Genomic DNA, 17,525 nt, shown 5'->3' with positions numbered 1-17,525 from the left:
TCAATGGCCATCCGAATAGCGACATCGATCAGTTGCTGCCGTGGGCATATTGCCGCCACGACCTCAAAGCTGTGGCCTGAAAACAGCGCTTACCCTGAAATCGGGCTGCAGGGCGGAAGACTCAAAACTCCGGACCGCGGAGCGCCTCGCCAATCTGATGGCAGTCTTCTGCATTCTCAGCTGGCGCGTCCTCTGGCTCACCATGCTCAACCGCACAGCCCCGGACGCGTCACCGAAGATAGCGTTAACGGATACCGAGATCGCATTGCTCGATGAACTCATCAGCGACGCCGGCAATCGACGATGTCGCCCTGGAACCCTCGCATTCTACCTTACCAAACTTGCGCGATTAGGTGGCTACCTGGCCAGGGCCGGCGATCCGCCACCCGGAAATGTTGTCATTTGGCGTGGCCTCTCCAGACTCACCGATATCGAACTCGGCGCCGAAATCGGAGCGGCTGGAAATGTGGGTAATTGAAAGCCGGTGAAGGGCGGCCTTGCCGAATGAGGCGTGGCGTGTTGTTGAGTACTGTCCTTATGGACAGTGATAGGCGCAGCACCCAAGTCGAACGGCTTGAAGTGGTGGACACGGGCCGGCGACGGCGCTGGTCCGAGGATGAGAAGCTCAAGATCGTCTTGGAGAGCTTGCAGGCGCCGCGCCAATGCAGAACGGGTCGGCTGCACCGCTGCACCGGTAGACGCAGGCCATCGTGAGAGGCGGCCTTGCTATCGATCCAGCATCGGTTGCTTAATGTCCACGCTCTAGAAGACGCACAAAGGGTGACAAGCATCAGGACTTCCGATCAGCCGTTCAACAGACAGCAAAAAGCCGCCCCGTATGGGGCGGCTTGCCTCTCGTTCGCGAAATCGAGTCACGTGAGACGAAGCGTCGCCCTTTGTCCTTTCCGACGATAGGCGAGGAAGCCGACACCAGCAAAGCCTAGGACCAGCATCGCCCAAGTCGACGGCTCCGGAACGGCGGCGGTAATCGGCCCAACGCCGCCGATGCGCTCCTGTCTTACTTGACTGAAGAGACCACCATTGAGCGCCGCGATCGAGACGCTTTCGATGATTTCGCCAGCACCAGCCTGCAGAGTAAAGAAATTATTGCCATTCGTGCTGACGGCTTCCTGAAAGGTCCACGTCTTGTCGTTAGTCACTACGGTGATCGTCGCTAAGGTGGCGGTCTTATCGATAATGTTAAAGACATTGGCCGTGAAACCGAGGCTGGCGTCCGCCATATGCCAACCGAGCAAATTGAAGCCATTTGCATCGGTGTCGAAGATTCTGGCCTGGCCTGAGGATGAGGTACCAGTCAAATTCTCGTTGCTGGTAAAGGTGATTCTATTCGCGGGATTTGAGTTGGTATCGGTTGTCAGCGACTGTGAATTGTTCCCTGTGACGTTCTGAAAGACCACATTCTGGTCAGTAGCTCCGCCGACATTACCTACCGTAAGTACCAGCGAGGCATTGGCGGCTGTACACGTAAGAGCGGTGGCAAACAGCGCCCCGGGGATAGCCAAAATCGATTTAAATCGCCTCATACTAACGCACTCCTTGAGAGAAATGGCCACTTTCAGAAATTATTTAAATGATTATCTATGTTTATCTCCGATGTCAATGCCAAGTGAAGCCATGGTTAAATCACGAAAATAACATAACAAATACGGTGCTTTATAGGGGGAGGCCGTTGACGGGATTATTTTCGGCAATCCTTCGGGCGGCTTGACGACCCACACGGCTGCATTCAAATCGCATTTCGAGAAGCCGATATCTACGAATTGCTGCTCTAACCGCGGGTTTTGATTTGTATAAAAGCGATTGCAATCGGTTGGCCTGCTTGAGTGAAGCCCCGCCCAATCTATGCAACAACGTCTCTTTTCGCTGATCTTCGGCAGACCTCCGAGTAAGCTCACGACATGATCTTGGCTTTCGCGCTGATAGCACTCGCTTGTAACCCCGGGGATCGGTTGATCGACCTTGGTGGGAAGATCCCTCGCGCCATTAAGACAATCGATTTATTGATTTCGGTCGAGCCGTCTTACGCCCGCCTGTATGTTTACCAACCAGGATTTCCCGGCAGTATCCAAGGCTGCTGCCGCAATCTCCCTAGCTCCGTCCTCAAGCTTCCCGTCATCGATGGGCGCTTCTGTATCAGGCAGAGCCAGCCGCAGATGAAGTGGAAAGTGCAGGTGATCGCCCGGCCGGAGGATGCGATCTAGACTTTGCGAGGAATTGCGCCCACAGGCTGCTGTTCGGTGGGCGATGCCGTTTCTCACGCGTGAGCCTGGCGAGGCCACGCTATCGGCATGATGTGCTTATTAGAAGCCTCGTTGGGCATGCCTTGATCCGAAAACCTATGAATAGTCACTAACTTGCGGGCGCCGCGTCACCGCTTGCTTCCGCTAGTTGTGGAAGAATAGGCCGACAGGCAAGCTTGTAGCACGGGCCTAACAGGCAAGGATCAGGAGCGGCTCTGGTCGAGACGGGCCTCAAACAAGGTTCCTTGCTCTTCGTGTTGCTCTGGACGCGCTGGCGGCGTGGCAATTTTCCTTCCGCTTTCTGGCTATTCGCTTCACCTGTATGGGGAGTGATCAATAAGGCTTTCCCGGTAGCCTTTCTGCTCAAGAGATATCGACGCTCGCGCGCTCGGTGAGTTCCGACTTTTCGAAGCTTGTCGGCGAATAGCTGAGGCTGCGCGCAACAGCGTGACGATCCATTGTCGTTTGTTCTTTTAAAACGGTGCTGCCGGCCTCGGCATCGAGCACTCTCGTTTCGGGTGATCGCTCTGCCAGGGCGCGACCTTCAGTATTAACTAGCGCTCTGACTGGTTGAGCCGCCGGTCTTGCCGCGACCCGCGATCCGCGCCACAATCTTCAATTGATCGCTGTCTGAGGTGGTCTATGAGTAAGCGAAGCGTTGTAAGGTCCCTGTCATTCTATTTTAAGCGCGCAACGGTCGTGCATGCGGAGTTCGGCCTTTGGGAGTTGATCATGCGTCTCCTTAGGCGGCTCGGCTTTGAGGACCGGCAGCTCGCTGCTTGGCGAAAGCAGAAGATGGAAGCGGACGCCGAATTTGATCGACGATTTGGTACGGATACGGGAGGAGTGCAAAACTTAGCCGACGAGGAGGGGATCGTTGGCGAGAATGCGAAGCACGGTCTGGCGCACATAGCGACCGATCCAGCCCAATTCAGGCAGATAATGGATACGCTAGATCTGCCGCTTTCCGAGTTTGCCTTCATCGACCTTGGTTGCGGGAAAGGGAGGGCTCTCGTACTTGCCGCACAATATCCCTTTAGAAGCATCATTGGTGTCGATTTCGTCCCGTCGTTCGTTGAAGCTGCGCGCAACAACGTCAGCGTCGCGGCAGCTCAAGGATTGCGACGCGACATACAGGTCGTAGTCGGTGATGCAACGCAGTTTATTCTGCCATCTGGGGCCGCGCTCGTATACCTCTATAATCCATTCGATTCGCACATAGTCCGGAAAGTGGCTTTGCACGTGCGAGCTTCATACGAAAGCGATCGTCGCCCGGTTATCATCGTGTACTCGAATCCTATTCACATGCTCGAATTCACGAGCTGCGGTTGGCAGCTCGTGACTAAAGGCAGTGGTTGGGTGGCCCTGAACTGCGTTGCCTAAAACTCAATCTTGTCTTCTCGCAGAATTTTGATCCTTCACTAATTCAGCTCTTGCGTGAGAATTTTGCTCGGCTCCCTGGATTGCAACGGACCATGTTCTTCTACTATTTGTCGCGCATAGCTAACACAAAGATTGCAAACAGCCTCGCGCTCGCCTTTGCGATCTTGAGGCATGCAAATCTTCTGTTCCCTTTGGTTTTCGCGTCGCGGAAGAGTGACCTGGCGCGATATCTTCGCGCCCGCCCGGAGATTGTCGAGATCGTCTACGGTCGTTTTATCGCAGACAACTGGGATGCTGCCACCAAGCTACGTACCGCGCTAAGTCATGTCGAAACGGTCGCCGCAATTGGAGGGGCGGTCGATACCGAGACCGACCTGGTTACTGATCTGATCGAGCTGCCCCTAGGTGAGGGCTACAGGATCAGTCTTGATCAGCCGCGATGGTTGCTTCGGGAAGGTCAACTTGCGTTGAGCCTGTGGGAAAGCAAGGATCGAATCTTCAGCGTTAGCTTTTCGCTGCGGACCGACGCGGATGGACGGACTGCCTTTGTCGGTGGCATTCAGGGGCGGCGGCAAGTTGATGGCGAGGAGGATGTCCTCGAGCGCTATAGGCGATTCACGAAATGTGCGCACGGAGTTCGTCCTCGAGATTTCATCCTCGAAGTCTTCAAGATCTTTTGTAAAGTCATCGGCATATGCCGTATCCTTGCTGTAGCGCAGGACAATCATCCTCTCTCGGGAAAGAGCGGCGGTTTCTCTCTTGCGTATGACGAGATTTGGCAAGAGCGTGGTGGCCAATATGATGGTCGTGGCTTCTACTCCTTGCCCGTTGGGCTTTCCATGAAGGCCGAAGACGGGATCCCTGCTAAGAAAAGGAGCCAATACAGAAAGCGTAGCACGATGTTCGCGGACATCGAGCAGGATCTGTCGGAACATCTCGCGACGCGGCAGCTGGAGAGCCGTCCTGCCGAAGTTGAGGTTCATGCCAAAGGCGACATAAGCAGCTTGGATACGTTGCTGCGAATTCTAGCTTACACAGGGGCAGTATTCGTTTTGGCCTCCACAAATGTTATTGGAGGCACCTGGATTGGATTCGCGATAGGATTAGCTTTCGTCCATGGTACGTACTGGATACTGAAGGGGAATATTCCCGAACGAGCTGGTGAGCGTATTAGGGCATTGACCAGGCTCAGGCAGAGCTCGATGGTTGTTCGCGTGATGCTAGCGATAGCTATTCTAGCGATTGGAGTCGCGGTTGATCTCCAGCTGGATCAAGATCGGGCACTTGGGCGGATATTCAAGCTCTATTTCATTCTTGTGTTCGTAAGTTCTCTATGTCTCGGGACGCGCGTGACGCTAGTTGTGTGTGCCGCGTGCCTTGTGGCCCTTAACTTTCTGCATTTGCCTCCACGATACAGCTTTGCGATCTCGAGTTGGCAGGAGGCCTTGGACATGTTGGTCTTCGGCGCTATGGCTGCGGTCGTTGTGGTGATACCTCGACTTCTGCTTGTTTCTGTCGAGCTGGCCGCGCTCAGGCGCGGACAGGGCAGGAGTTAAGACCAGAGAGGACTTTCTTGCTCGTGAGGCTCTGCGAGGCCGAGTAAGTTGCATGGGCCGAGCCGATATGCGTGATACGACTGTTCGAGTGATTTGGCTCGGCCCTGACGGGGCAGCCCTGGATAGTCATTGCCTTGTGGGCGCTTGTGTCACTGTTGGCTGCGGCTCGCAATAGAACAGCCGGCGGGAGAGCGGCCGACCAACAGACTGGGCAAAGGGCAGGGCGTTCAGCCAATTCGCTGGCGATAACCTGAGACCGGTCGACCCCAATACCGGCTTCAGCGTCGATGGATGCTCGGTTCGGATGGGGCGTTCGGGCCGGGGCCGCAACCTTCGCAGTCGCAGCCGGCTAGTAGAGATAGTTTTGGGGGCAGGGCCGCCGGATGCGGAATTGGGGGAATTATGTCGGGGCAATGGATTGGCTATTTCACTGGTACAAGCAAAGGACCGGCCGTCGTCGAGCTTGACGACAGAGGCGACCATTTGGAGGGCAATGCGGCGGCGTTGCGGCGAACAGGCTCAGCGACTTCATTGCGAGGCGGTCGGTAGCCTGCAAACCTGTCGGTACGCGGTTGATCCATCAAGACGATAAATCGAAAGCGATGAACAGCCAACTTCATTCATTCAGCTGCTGCAGCATTTGTCACCGGCGCTTGTGATCGCCGCAGCCGGTCGATCAGCAGGTAGATCACCGGCGTCGTGTAGAGCGTCAGGATCTGCGAGACGAGCAGGCCGCCGATGATGGTGATGCCGAGCGGGCGCCGTAGCTCCGTGCCGGGCCCGGTTGCGATGACCAGCGGAATGCCCGCGAACAGCGCTGCCATGGTCGTCATCAGGATGGGACGGAAGCGCGCCTGGCAGGCCTCGAAGATCGCCTCCGCCGAGGACAGGCCGCGCTGACGCTCGGCATCGAGCGCGAAGTCCACCATCATGATGCCGTTCTTCTTGACGATGCCGATCAAGAGGATGATGCCGACGAAGGCGATCACCGTCAGCGGCGTGTTGGTGAGCTGCAGCGCGAGCAGCGCGCCGAGGCCGGCCGAGGGCAGCGTCGAGATGATGGTGAGCGGATGGGCGAGGCTCTCATAGAGCACGCCCAGCACGATATACATCGCGACCAGCGCGCCGAGGATCAGGAGCGGCTGGCGGCCGCTGGTCCTGGCGAAATCCCCGGCATTGCCGTCGAAACTGCCGCGAATGCCTTCCGGCATATGCAACTCCTCGACCGCGCGCTGGATGTTCTGGGTGGCGACCTGGAGCGGCACGTTCGGCAAGAGGTTGAACGACACCGTCGTCGAAGGAAACGATTGCGAATGATAGACCGCGAGCGCGGCGAGCCCGCGCGTTGCGTGCACCACGGCCGACAGCGGCACCTGCGTGTCGCCAGCGCCGGCGACATAGATCCGTTCGAGATTGGACGGATCGACCTGGAATTTCGGGTCGATCTCCAGCACGGTCATGTACTGGTTGCGCTGGGTGTAGATGATCGAGATCTGCCGCTGCGAGAACGCGTTGTTCAAGGCGTTGTCGATGTCCTGCACTCGGACGCCGAGCGCCGAGGCCTTCTGACGGTCAATCGACAGCGTGAGCTGAAGTCCGCCGGGATCGCGATCGCTGGAAATGTCGGTGATGCCTTCGACCGTCTCCATGCGCTTGGCCACGATCGGCGCCCACTTCTGGAGCAGGTCAAGGTCGGTGCTGGAGAGCGTGTACTGGTAATCGGAATCGCTCTGCCGTCCGCCCGCGCGCACATCCTGGGCGGCGAACATGAAGAGGCGGATGCCGGGCACCGGGAATAGAGCGCGCCTGAGACGGTCGATCACGACTTGCGTCGAGACGTGGTCGCGTTCTTCCGGCGGCTTCAGGCTGATGAACATAGTGCCGCGGTTCGAGGTCGCAGCCCCCGGCCCGCCTCCGCTGCCAACCGTCGAACCGATCCCCGCAACGGCCGGATCCTGCATCACGATGTCGGCAAGCCGCTGCTGCAGGCTGAGCATCGACTGGAACGAGATGTCGGCAGAGGCGCGCGTCGCGCCGATGACGAAGCCGGAATCATCTGTCGGGAAATAGCCCTTGGGGATCTTGATGTAGAGCGTCACGGTCAGGCCGATGGTGGCGAAGAACACCAGCAGCGTCAGCAGCGGAAATTCCAGCACGGTGTGCAGGGTGCGGGTGTAGAAAGCGACGATGCGCGACAGCGAGCCTTCGATGACCCGATCGAACAGCGTCGCGGTCCCCGAGGGTGTCTGCCGGATGTAATGGGCACAGATCATCGGCGTCACTGTCAGCGACACCAGCGTCGAGACCAGGATCGCGAAGGTCAGCGTCAGCGAGAACTCGCGCAGCAGGCGGCCGACGATGCCGTCCATGAAGATCAGTGGCGTGAACGCCGCGATCAGCGACAGGCTGATCGAGACCACGGTGAAGCCGATCTGCCGGGCCCCGTCGAGGGCCGCCTGGAACGGCCGCAGGCCATGCTCGAGATTGCGGTACATGTTCTCGATCATGACGATGGCGTCGTCGACGACGAAGCCGACCGAGATCGCGAGCGCCATCAGCGAGAGATTGTCGATCGAGAAACCCGCGACCCACATGCCCGCGCAGGTCCCGGCCAGCGCCAGCGGCACCGAGATGCCGGCCGCGATCGTCGGCGTCAGCCGCCGCAGGAACACGAACACCACGACCATCACGAGGAAAGCGGTCGCCAGCAGCGTCCACTGCATGTCCAGCACGCTGGCGCGGATCGTGCTGGTGCGGTCGACCAGGGTGGAGACGTCGACGCCGGCGGGGATCCACTGCTTCAGCTCCGGGATCAGCGCTTTCACCCTGTCGACGGTGTCGATGACGTTGGCATCGCCCTGCTTGGTGATCTGGATCAGCACCGCCGGCTGCTTGTTGAACCAGGCGATCGAGCGGGCGTTGCGGACGGAATCCTCGATGTCCGCGACGTCGGAAAGCCGCACGAAATTGCCGTTGGCGCTCTTGATGACGATGTCGCGGAACTCTTTCGCGGTGCGCATCTGCCGGTTCAGCGACAACGTCTCGCTCTGGCGCTCACCGTTGAAGATGCCGACCGGGCCAAGCGGGTTGGCGTTGATGATCGCGGTCCGCACGTCGTCGGTGGCAATGCGGGCGTTGGACAGCGCCACGGGGTTGAGCTGCACCCGCACCGCCGGCTGATCGGCGCCGCTCACCGTCACGTCGCCGACACCCGGCACCTGCGAGATGCGCTGCGCGAGGACCGTATCGGCGACATCGTAGATCGCGCTGGCGGACAGCGTCTTCGAGGTCAGCGCCAGCACGAAGACGGGAGCGCCGGCCGTGTTCGCTTTCCGGAATCTCGGCAGCGCCGGCAGATCACTCGGCAGGTCGACCAGCGCGGCATTGATCGCCGCCTGGACGTCTCGGGCGGCCTTGTCGATGTTGCGACCGATGTCGAACTGAAGCTGGATGTTGGAGACACCGAGCGCGCTCGTCGAGGTGATCTGGTTGATGCCGGCGATCTCGCCGAGCCGCCGCTCCAGCGGCGAGGCCACCGTTGCCGCCATCACGGAGGGATCGGCGCCCGGCCGGTTCGCCGTGACGAAGATGGCGGGGAAGTCGACGTTCGGGACCGAGGCGACGGGAAGGAACTCGTAGGCGACGACACCCAGCAGGAACAACCCGATCGACAGCAGCGTGGTCGCGACCGGGCGGCGGATGAAGGGCTCCGAGATCGATGCCATCACTGCATCCCCTCGGTCGCGCCCGCGACGGGCGGGCCGCCGGATTCCGCCGGCGGCAGCGCCTGCTCGAGGCGGCGGTTGATGCGGTCGAGCACCAGATAGATCACGGGCGTCGTATAGAGCGTCAACAGCTGGCTCAGCAGCAGGCCGCCGATGATGGAGATGCCGAGCGGGAAGCGCAGCTCGGCGCCGGTGCCGCTCTCGATCGCGAGCGGCAGCGCGCCAAACAGCGCCGCCAGCGTCGTCATCATGATCGGGCGGAAGCGCAGCAGGCAGGCCTGCACGATCGCATCGTTGGCCGACATCCCCTGCCCGCGCTCGGCTTCGAGCGCGAAGTCGATCATCATGATCGCGTTCTTCTTGACGATGCCCATCAGGAGGATGATGCCGATCAGACCGATCACCGAGAGGTCCTGCCCGAACAGAACCAGCGCCAGGATCGCGCCGACACCGGCCGACGGCAGCGTCGAGAGGATGGTGATCGGGTGGATGTAGCTCTCATAGAGCACGCCCAGCACGATGTAGATCGTGATCACGGCCGCAAGCAGCAGCCAGGGCTGGCCGGCCAGCGCCTTGGCGAATTCGGCGGCGTCACCCGCATAAACGCCGACAATGCTGTTGGGCATTCCGATGCGCGTCTCGATCGTCTTGACCGCCGCGACCGCATCGCCCAGCGCCGCGCCCGGCGCGAGATTGAAGCTGAGCGAGATCGCCGGGAATTGCGCCTGGTGCGAGATCGCGAGCGGCGCGGTGGTGCGGGTCAGCGTCGCCACGGCGGATAGCGGCACCTGGGCGTTAGGCGCGCCGGCGGTCGCGCTCGCCCCGCCCGGCAGATAGAGCTTCGACAGGATCGAGGGATCGCGCTGGTACATCGGCAGCGCCTCCAGCACCACGCGATACTGGTTGGCCTGGCCGTAGATGGTCGAGATCTGGCGCTGAGCGAACGCGTCGTTCAGCGTGTCGGTGATGGCCTGGAGGCTGACGCCAAGCTGGCCAGCGCGAGTGCGGTCGACGTCGAGCTGCGCCCGCAAGCCGCCTTCCTGCGCCTCGGAGGAGACGTCCCGGAACAGGGGATCCCGGCGCATCTCCGCAACCAGCTTGCGCGCCCATTCCGATACCAGCGTCGCATCGGTGCCGGTCAGCGTGTACTGGTATTGCGAACGGCTCGACTGGGTCGAGATCTGCACGTCCTGCACCGGCTGGAAATAGACGGTCATGCCGGGGATGCTGGCCACCCTCTCCTTCAGGCGGGTCACGACCGCGGCGACATCGTCGCGCCGCTCGCCGCGTGGCTTCAGCGTCATGACGAGACGGCCGACATTGGTGGTCGGGTTGACCGAGCCTGCGCCGATCACCGAGACCACGCCGACCACGTCGGGATCGGCCTTGATGGCGTCGGCAACCTCGGCCTGCCGCTTCTGCATCTCCGCGAACGATACGTCCGGTCCGGCTTCCGTCACCGCTGTGATCGAGGCCGTGTCCTGGAGCGGCAGGAAGCCTTTTGGCGCGACGACGTAGAGAACCAGGGTCGCAATCAGCGTGACGAAGGTGACGAGCAGCGTGGCCCGCTGACGCTCCAGCACCCAGAGCAGCGTCCGGTGATAGAAATCGACGGAGCGGTCGATGAAGCGGCTGATCGCAGCCAGCCCCGGCACGGCAAGCTCCTCGTGGGTGTGCTTGAGCAGCCGCGAGCACATCATCGGCGTCAGCGTCAGCGAGACCACCGCCGAGGTCACGACCGCGATGGTCAGCGTCAGCGCGAATTCACGGAACATCCGGCCGACGAGGCCCGACATGAACAGCAGCGGGATGAAGACCGCGATCAGCGACACCGTCAGCGAGATCACGGTGAAGCCGATTTCGCTGGCGCCCTTCAGCGAGGCCTCCATCGCGCCGTCGCCGTTCTCCATGTGGCGGACGATGTTCTCGATCATGACGATGGCGTCGTCGACGACGAAGCCGGTGCCGATCGTGAGCGCCATCAGCGACAGATTGTCGAGGCTGAAGCCGGCAAAATACATGATGCCGAAGCTCGTGATCAGCGACAGCGGCAGCGCCACGCCGGCGATCAGCGTGGCCCGCAGCGAGCGCAGGAACAACAGCACCACCAGCGTCACCAGCACGACGCTCAGGATCAGCGTGAACTGCACGTCGCGGACGGAGGCGCGGATTGTCACGGTACGGTCGGAGACGATGGTCAGGTTCACGCCGGCTGGAATGGCGCGCTGGACTTTTGGGATTTCCGCCCGGATCTGTTTGACGACGTCGATCACATTGGCGCCGGGCTGGCGCTGGATGTCGATGATGACGGCTGGCGTGCCCTGGTACCAGCCGCCGGTACGGTCGTTCTCCAGGCCATCGACGATCTGCGCGACGTCGGCGATCGTGACCGGGGAGCCGTTCCGGTAGGCAATGATGACTGGCTTGTAGGCTTCGGCGACCGCGATCTGGTCGTTGGCCGCGATCACGTATGATTGCTGCGCGCCATCGAGCGATCCCTTCGGGCCGGAGACGTTGGCGTTGGCGATCGCGGTGCGCAGGTCCTCCATGGCTATGCCGTAGGCCGCCAACCGTGATAGGTCCGCCTGGATGCGCACAGCCGGCTTCAGCCCGCCGAGCACGGAGACGCGACCGACGCCGGAAATCTGGCTCAGCCGCTGCGCCAGGAGCGTGTCGGCGATGTCGCTCATCGCCCGCAGCGAGATCGTGTCCGAGCGCAGCGCCAAGGTCATCACCGGCGCATCCGCCGGGTTCACCTTGGCGTAGGTCGGCGGATAAGGCAGCGTCTTGGGCAGCACGCCGGCCGCCGCGTTGATCGCGGCCTGCACGTCCTGGGTCGCGCCGTCGATGTCGCGGTTGAGATCGAACTGGAGCGAGATCTGGCTGACGCCGAACGAGCTGGTCGAATTCATCGCCGACAGCGACGGGATCTGGCCGAGCTGACGCTCCAGCGGCGCTGTGATCAGCGAGGCGATCACGTCCGGGCTCGCGCCCGGAAGCTGCGTCGTCACCTGCACGGTCGGGAAGTCGACCTGTGGCAGCGCCGAGACTGGCAGTGAGAAATAGCCGAGCGCGCCGCCGATCAGCAGCGCGATGCCGAGCAGCGAGGTCGCGATCGGCCGGCGGATGAAGGGTTCGGAGACGCCCATGGGATGGCCTGCCGCTCAGGCGGTTGTTGTCGGGATCATGGCTGCTTTGCTCCGCTGCCCGATGCCCCCGGACTTGCCCCCGGTCCTGGCGCCGGCCCGGTCTGTCCCTTCTGGTCGCCTTCGCGGCTCTTCCGCTTGGCGCGGAGTTCCCCATCCTTGCCTTGTCCGTCCTTCTGGCTTTCCTTCTGGCTTTCCTTGGCGCCGTCCTTCTTCTGAGCGTCCGGTCCGCGCGAGCGCTTGCGCGGCGCGAGATCGGCCGACGGAGTCTGGTCATCGCGGCCGACGATCACCTTGGAGCCGTCCGACAGATTGGCAAAGCCCGTGGTTACCACCTGGTCGTTCGGCGACAGGCCGCTGGCGATGACCGCATCATGCTCGTTCTGCTGAGTCACAGTCACGGGCTTGGCCGAGACGACGTTGTCCTCGCCGATGACATAGCTGAAGGTGCCGATCGGGCCGCGCTGCACCGCCGAGGTCGGCACCACCAGCGCCTGCATCAAGGTCTCGACCTTAAGGCGGACATTGACGAACTGGCCCGGCCAGAGCTGGTAATTGGCGTTGGGGAGCTCCGCCTTGAGCCTGAGCGTGCCCGTGGTCTGGTCGACCTGGTTGTCGATGCCGGTGAGCTTGCCGGTGTCGATTACCGTGATGCCGTCATTGCCGAACACGTCGACCGCGAGCGCCCCCTTCGCCGCCGCCGCATTGACGCGCGTGATCTGCTGCTGCGGCAGGCTGAACCACACCGCGATCGGCTGCAATTGCGTGATGACGACAAGCCCCGTGATGTCGGAGGCGTGGATGATATTGCCCTGGTCAACCTGGCGCAGTCCGGCGCGGCCCGAGAGCGGCGCCACGATCCTGGTATAGCTCAGCGTCGCCGCCGCGTTGTCGATCGCGGCCTGGTCGGCCCTGACCAGCGCCTCGGTCTGCGCGACCAGCGCACGCTGGGTGTCGGCCTGCTGCTTGGACCCCGCATTGGAGGTGGCGAGCTGCTCGTAGCGCGCGAGGTCGATGCGCTGGTTGGCGAGCTGGGCCTGGTCCTGTGCCTTCTTGGCGACGGCCTGGTCGTACTGCGCCTGGTAGATCGCCGGATCGATCTCGCCGAGCACGTCGCCCTTCTTGACGTCCTGCCCTTCGGTGAAATTCACCGCGATCAGCTTGCCGTCGACCTGCGAGCGCACGGTCACGGTGTTGAGCGCGCGGATCGCGCCGACGCCGTCGAGAAAGACTGGGACGTCCTGGATACGCGGGGTCGCAGCCAATACCGGCACGGGCAGATCGGGCCGCTGATTGCGGTTGTTCGCCTGCTGCTGCTGATGCATCGCGGTCCAGCCGATATAGCCGAGGCCACCGAGGATCGCGAGCGTGATCAGGGTCATCACGAAACCGCGGCCGCGCGACTTCTTCGCCGTCCCCTGTTTCGCGCTTTCCTTCGTATCCGGCTTAAAGAGCATTGACCGGTTTCTCCATCCTCGGCTCCCAGCCGCCGCCGAGCGCCTGATATAGGCTGACGATGGCAAGAAGCCGCGCAAGTTGGGCCTGCCACAACGCATCTTCCGCCTGAAATAGTGTCTGCTGGACGTTCAGCACGGTCACGATGTCGGCGGTGCCGGCGCGCAATTGCTGCTCGGCAAGATCGAACGCGCGCTTCGAGGAGGTGACGACATCGCGCTGCAATTGCAGCTTGATCGTGGTCTGCTTGATCGAGTACAGCGCATTGTCTACGTCGGCAAAGGACTGGACGATGGCCTTGCGATAGGTCTGGAGCAGCTCGTCCTGCCGCGCCTTGGCAAATTCGAAATTGCCGAGGATCTTGCCGCCGTCGAAGATCGGCTGCGTCGCGCTGCCGACGAGCTGGAAGAACGCCGCATGCGGCTGGAACAGCGAGACCAGTGCCGAGCTCTGATAGCCGCCATTGCCGGTCAACTGGATGGTCGGGAAGAACTGCGCACGGGCGTTGCCGATATTGGCGGTGGCGGAGGCGAGCTGCGCCTCCTGCCGACGGATGTCCGGCCGTTGCGTCAAGATTTCCGACGGCAGGCCGGGCGTGACGCGCGGGATCGCGATCTTGTTCAGCGAGCCGCCGAGCACGCGCACGCTCTCCGGCGGCCGCGACACCAGCACGGCGAGCGCGTTGATGTTCTGATCGAGCGTCTGCCGCAGCGGCGGCACCGACGCCTTCTGGTTGCCCAGCACGCTCTCCTGCTGCGCGACGTCCAGATCGGTGCTGGTGCCTGCCTTGCGGCGCTCCTTGATGGCATCGAGGATGCGCTGTGCGCTCGCGATGTTGTTCTGGGCGGTGCGTAGCCGGTCCTGCGAGGCCAGCACCTGGAAATAGGCGTTGGCGACGCCTGCAAGCGTTGTCAGCGCGACGACGTCACGATCGAAGCGGCTGGCGTTCGCCGTCTCCTCCGCCGTCTGCAGCGCGTCGCGGTTCTGGCCCCAGAAGTCGAGCTGGTAGCTCGCGCTCAGCGAAGCCGAATAGTTGACGACCTCGCGGCCGCCGTTGGTGAGTCCGGAGGCCGACGAGCCGGAGGTGCGCGAATAGGTCTCGGAGCCGCTGCCTGACAGGCTCGGCAGCAGCGCGGCGCCCGCCTGCCGCGCCTGTGCATCGGCCTGGACGATGCGCGCGACAGCGGCGGCGATGTCGAGATTGACGGTCTGCGCCTCTTCCATCAGCTGCGTCAGCTCGGTGGAGCGGAAGCCGCGCCACCAATCCAGTGACGGCGGCGCATCCCCCTTGCCCGCGTATTTGTACTGCGTGGGAACGTCGAGCGCGGGATCCGGAAGATCCTGCGTCAGCACGCAAGCCCCCGAGCTGGCGGCAAGGCACAGCACCGCAACCCAGCGCACTGCGCCCCGCGTCCGGGATGCAGAACCAGGACACCGCCGCATGGCGATCGCAGGAACACCCTGTGTCACATCCACCCCCCGCCGGGCAGATCGAGCCGCCACCGCGCAGCCGGATTAACCGATTCGCGGTCGGACAGTCGGGGGGACTTTCTGCAGCTCGTTCACAGGTACTGCTTTCTGCGGAACATGACGTCCATTCTACCCGGGTGCGGAACTGCGGGACAGTCCCGCACCTGCGAGATGCACACCCAAACGCACCGATGTCGGTATCGCGCAAATGCAAGATGGCCCTGTCTTGCAGCGATTTTTCGCATTCCCGCTCCGTCGTGGAGCGCATTCAAGCTTACCAAGATTTCATGTGATATTGCGGCCACACCGGCGCCAGGTCTGCACGACCAGGCCGCGCCGACCCGCAACAGCGGCGATGCGGGTTCAGCTCACTCTCAAAGCCCGGCCGAACCATTCTCACGAAGCCGTCAACCGCCGAGAACGAAGCGGCGCTCGTGACCATCGCTATCTTCTGCTCCCTGACGGCGGTCAGCCATATCCTCCTGCTGATATCCGGCGCGGCCCGAGCAGTCTCTCCTTCCGGAATATCGTTGCTTCGGCGGGTACTTCGGCCCGTCTCGCCGCAGCGCAAAAGCCTTCCCCTTTGGCCTGCCAAGCACTAGGTTTGGGCCAAACCTGCTCAACCCCTTGCTAGTGATTTCCCCCTGACATGACCATTCGAAACGACGTTGTCGAAGCCATCGGCGACACCCCGCTGATCAAGCTCAAGCGCGCCTCGGAACTGACCGGCTGCACCATCCTGGGCAAGGCTGAGTTCATGAATCCGGGCCAGTCGGTCAAGGACCGGGCTGGCAAATGGATGATCCTGGAAGCGGAGAAGCGCGGCGAGCTCAAGCCTGGCGGTCTCGTGGTGGAAGCGACCGCCGGCAACACTGGCATCGGACTCGCTGTCGTCGCCAGCGCCCGTGGTTATCGTACGCTGATCGTGATTCCGGAGACGCAGAGCCAGGAGAAGAAAGACTTTCTGAAGCTGTGCGGCGCCGAGCTGATCGAAGTCCCCGCCCTGCCCTATGCCAATCCCAACAACTACCAGCATATCGGCCGCCGCCTCGCGGACGAGCTGCGCAAGACCGAGCCCAATGGCGTGCTGTTTGCCGACCAGTGGAATAACCTCGACAACGCCAAGGCGCATTACGAGTCCACAGGGCCGGAGATCTGGGAGCAGACCAGCGGCAAGGTCGACGGTTTCGTCTGCTCGGTCGGCACCGGCGGCACGCTCGCCGGCATCAGCCGCTATCTGAAAGAGAAGAACAAGAACGTGAAGATCGCCTGCGCCGACCCGCACGGCGCCGGCATGTACGAATATTTCAGGACGGGCGATGCCAAGGCGACGCCCGGCGGCTCGATCACCGAAGGCATCGGCCTCAACCGCGCGACCGCGATCGTCGAGACCGCGAAGGTCGATGATGCCTATCTCATTCCCGACGCCGAAGCCGTCGCAGTGATCTACGAGTTGCTGCAGCACGAAGGCCTGTGCCTCGGTGGCTCGACCGGCATCAACATCGTCGGCGCCATGCGCCTCGCCAGGCAGCTCGGGCCCGGCAAGACGATCGTCACGGTACTCTGCGATTCCGGCAGCCGCTATCAGTCAAAGCTGTTCAATGCGGACTTCATGCGCGCCAAGAACCTTCCAGTGCCGGAGTGGCTGGAGAAGCGCAGCAACATCAAGCCGCCGTTCGTCTAGGTCGAGAAGCTTTCAGACACGTGAAGCCTAGGGCCGCGTATCGTGGTGGGCACGGCGCAAATGCGCCTTTTGCCCACCCTACGAGATCTGAGGTCACCGCAAAATCTGGCTCAGGAACAGCTTGGTGCGCGCGTGCTGGGGCGTGGCGAAGAACTCATTGGGCGTATTGGCCTCGATGATCTGACCGGCGTCCATGAACACCACGCGGTTGGCGACCTCGCGGGCAAAACCCATCTCGTGGGTGACGACCAGCATGGTCATGCCCTCCCGGGCGAGGTCGACCATGGTGTCGAGCACCTCCTTGACCATCTCCGGATCGAGCGCCGAGGTCGGCTCGTCGAACAGCATCACCTTCGGGTTCATCGTCAGTGCGCGCGCGATCGCGACACGCTGCTGCTGGCCTCCGGACATCTGTCCCGGAAACTTGTTGGCCTGGTGCGGGATCTTGACCCGCTCCAGGAATTTCATCGCGGTCTCCTCGGCGTCCTTCTTGGGGATGTTGCGCACCCAGATCGGCGCCAGCGTGCAATTGTCCAGCACCGTGAGATGCGGGAAGAGATTGAAGCTCTGGAACACCATGCCGACTTCGCGGCGCACCGCGTCGATGTGCTTGAGGTTGGGCCCGAGCTCGATGCCGTCCACAACGATCTGGCCTTCCTGGAATTCCTCGAGCGCGTTGATGCAGCGGATCAGCGTCGACTTGCCGGAGCCGGAAGGACCGCAGATCACGATGCGCTCGCCCTTGTGGACCTCAAGGTCGATGTCGCGCAGCACGTGAAACTCGCCGTACCACTTGTTCAGGCCGGAAATCTTGACGATTGAATTATCGGACATGGTGGAGCTCG

At 61.9% G+C, this 17,525-nt stretch carries 12 protein-coding genes and 1 pseudogene; 6 read left to right on the top strand and 7 right to left on the bottom strand.

What is annotated here, in order from left to right; genetic code table 11:
• The first annotated feature begins 157 nt into the window (after nt 1–157).
• Entirely contained in the window at nt 158–478 is a 321-nt protein-coding gene (locus AC630_RS26260; RefSeq protein ID WP_245330520.1) for a hypothetical protein, read from the top strand.
• Between the two features lie 59 nt (nt 479–537).
• Nucleotides 538–645: pseudogene (locus tag AC630_RS47240) on the top strand (IS66-like element accessory protein TnpA); the annotation flags it as partial.
• Nucleotides 646–872: 227 nt separating this feature from the next.
• Here AC630_RS47240 and AC630_RS26250 read toward each other — a convergent pair.
• Entirely contained in the window at nt 873–1,544 is a 672-nt protein-coding gene (locus AC630_RS26250; protein WP_074121317.1) for a PEP-CTERM sorting domain-containing protein, read from the bottom strand.
• Between the two features lie 381 nt (nt 1,545–1,925).
• On the opposite strand from AC630_RS26250, the gene AC630_RS26245 reads away from it, so the two are divergent.
• Nucleotides 1,926–2,222, top strand: a complete 297-nt coding sequence (locus AC630_RS26245; protein ID WP_143198324.1) for a hypothetical protein — start codon at nt 1,926–1,928, stop codon at nt 2,220–2,222.
• 402 nt (nt 2,223–2,624) lie between these two features.
• Here AC630_RS26245 and AC630_RS45640 read toward each other — a convergent pair whose 3' ends face one another.
• Entirely contained in the window at nt 2,625–2,768 is a 144-nt protein-coding gene (locus AC630_RS45640) for a hypothetical protein (protein ID WP_167561289.1), read from the bottom strand.
• Between the two features lie 225 nt (nt 2,769–2,993).
• Here AC630_RS45640 and AC630_RS26240 point away from each other — a divergent pair, with 225 nt between their 5' ends.
• Entirely contained in the window at nt 2,994–3,644 is a 651-nt protein-coding gene (locus AC630_RS26240) for a class I SAM-dependent methyltransferase (protein WP_167561288.1), read from the top strand.
• A gap of 92 nt (nt 3,645–3,736) precedes the next feature.
• Nucleotides 3,737–5,200, top strand: a complete 1,464-nt coding sequence (locus AC630_RS26235; RefSeq protein ID WP_074121314.1) for a DUF535 family protein — start codon at nt 3,737–3,739, stop codon at nt 5,198–5,200.
• A gap of 620 nt (nt 5,201–5,820) precedes the next feature.
• On the opposite strand, the gene AC630_RS26230 is transcribed toward AC630_RS26235, so the two are convergent.
• From AC630_RS26230 to AC630_RS26215, 4 genes are read right to left on the bottom strand one after another with little or no spacing between them, the layout of a single operon-like run.
• Nucleotides 5,821–8,925: an efflux RND transporter permease subunit gene (locus AC630_RS26230; protein ID WP_074121313.1), complete on the bottom strand. Its 3,105-nt coding sequence runs from the start codon at nt 8,923–8,925 to the stop codon at nt 5,821–5,823.
• The gene (locus tag AC630_RS26225; RefSeq protein ID WP_074121312.1) at nt 8,925–12,074 is read right to left on the bottom strand and encodes an efflux RND transporter permease subunit; all 3,150 of its coding nucleotides are present in this window, start codon (nt 12,072–12,074) and stop codon (nt 8,925–8,927) included. Before AC630_RS26225 ends, AC630_RS26230 begins: the two co-directional genes overlap by 1 nt.
• Before the next feature lie 35 nt (nt 12,075–12,109).
• Nucleotides 12,110–13,528: an efflux RND transporter periplasmic adaptor subunit gene (locus AC630_RS26220; RefSeq protein ID WP_074121311.1), complete on the bottom strand. Its 1,419-nt coding sequence runs from the start codon at nt 13,526–13,528 to the stop codon at nt 12,110–12,112.
• Nucleotides 13,518–15,002 carry an efflux transporter outer membrane subunit gene (locus tag AC630_RS26215; protein WP_143198323.1) on the bottom strand — a complete coding sequence of 495 codons (1,485 nt, stop codon included), beginning with the start codon at nt 15,000–15,002 and terminating at the stop codon, nt 13,518–13,520. The genes AC630_RS26220 and AC630_RS26215 overlap by 11 nt, the downstream gene beginning before the upstream one ends.
• A 643-nt stretch (nt 15,003–15,645) precedes the next feature.
• Between AC630_RS26215 and AC630_RS26210 the strand changes: the two genes are divergently transcribed.
• On the top strand, nt 15,646–16,680 hold the full coding sequence (locus AC630_RS26210) for a cysteine synthase A (RefSeq protein ID WP_074121309.1): 1,035 nt from the start codon (nt 15,646–15,648) through the stop codon (nt 16,678–16,680).
• 93 nt (nt 16,681–16,773) lie between these two features.
• On the opposite strand, the gene AC630_RS26205 is transcribed toward AC630_RS26210, so the two are convergent.
• Complete coding sequence (locus AC630_RS26205; RefSeq protein WP_074121308.1) at nt 16,774–17,514, bottom strand: amino acid ABC transporter ATP-binding protein; 741 nt, start codon at nt 17,512–17,514, stop codon at nt 16,774–16,776.
• Nucleotides 17,515–17,525: the final 11 nt, after the last annotated feature.

The sequence above is a fragment of the Bradyrhizobium sp. AS23.2 genome (genome assembly GCF_001908185.1).
Taxonomy (GTDB): domain Bacteria; phylum Pseudomonadota; class Alphaproteobacteria; order Rhizobiales; family Xanthobacteraceae; genus Bradyrhizobium.
The sequence above is the reverse complement of the archived record's forward strand: the minus strand, read 5'-3'. Positions and strand labels throughout refer to the sequence as shown.

Bases quoted from the DNA above. Each gene is read 5' to 3' on its own strand.
- AC630_RS26210 (WP_074121309.1), top strand. From the start codon at position 15,646: ATGACCATTCGAAACGACGTTGTCGAAGCCATCGGCGACACCCCGCTG.
- AC630_RS26220 (WP_074121311.1), bottom strand. From the start codon at position 13,528: ATGCTCTTTAAGCCGGATACGAAGGAAAGCGCGAAACAGGGGACGGCG.
- AC630_RS26235 (WP_074121314.1), top strand. From the start codon at position 3,737: ATGTTCTTCTACTATTTGTCGCGCATAGCTAACACAAAGATTGCAAAC.
- AC630_RS26230 (WP_074121313.1), bottom strand. From the start codon at position 8,925: ATGGCATCGATCTCGGAGCCCTTCATCCGCCGCCCGGTCGCGACCACG.
- AC630_RS26240 (WP_167561288.1), top strand. From the start codon at position 2,994: ATGCGTCTCCTTAGGCGGCTCGGCTTTGAGGACCGGCAGCTCGCTGCT.
- AC630_RS26250 (WP_074121317.1), bottom strand. From the start codon at position 1,544: ATGAGGCGATTTAAATCGATTTTGGCTATCCCCGGGGCGCTGTTTGCC.
- AC630_RS26225 (WP_074121312.1), bottom strand. From the start codon at position 12,074: ATGGGCGTCTCCGAACCCTTCATCCGCCGGCCGATCGCGACCTCGCTG.
- AC630_RS26205 (WP_074121308.1), bottom strand. From the start codon at position 17,514: ATGTCCGATAATTCAATCGTCAAGATTTCCGGCCTGAACAAGTGGTAC.
- AC630_RS26260 (WP_245330520.1), top strand. From the start codon at position 158: ATGGCAGTCTTCTGCATTCTCAGCTGGCGCGTCCTCTGGCTCACCATG.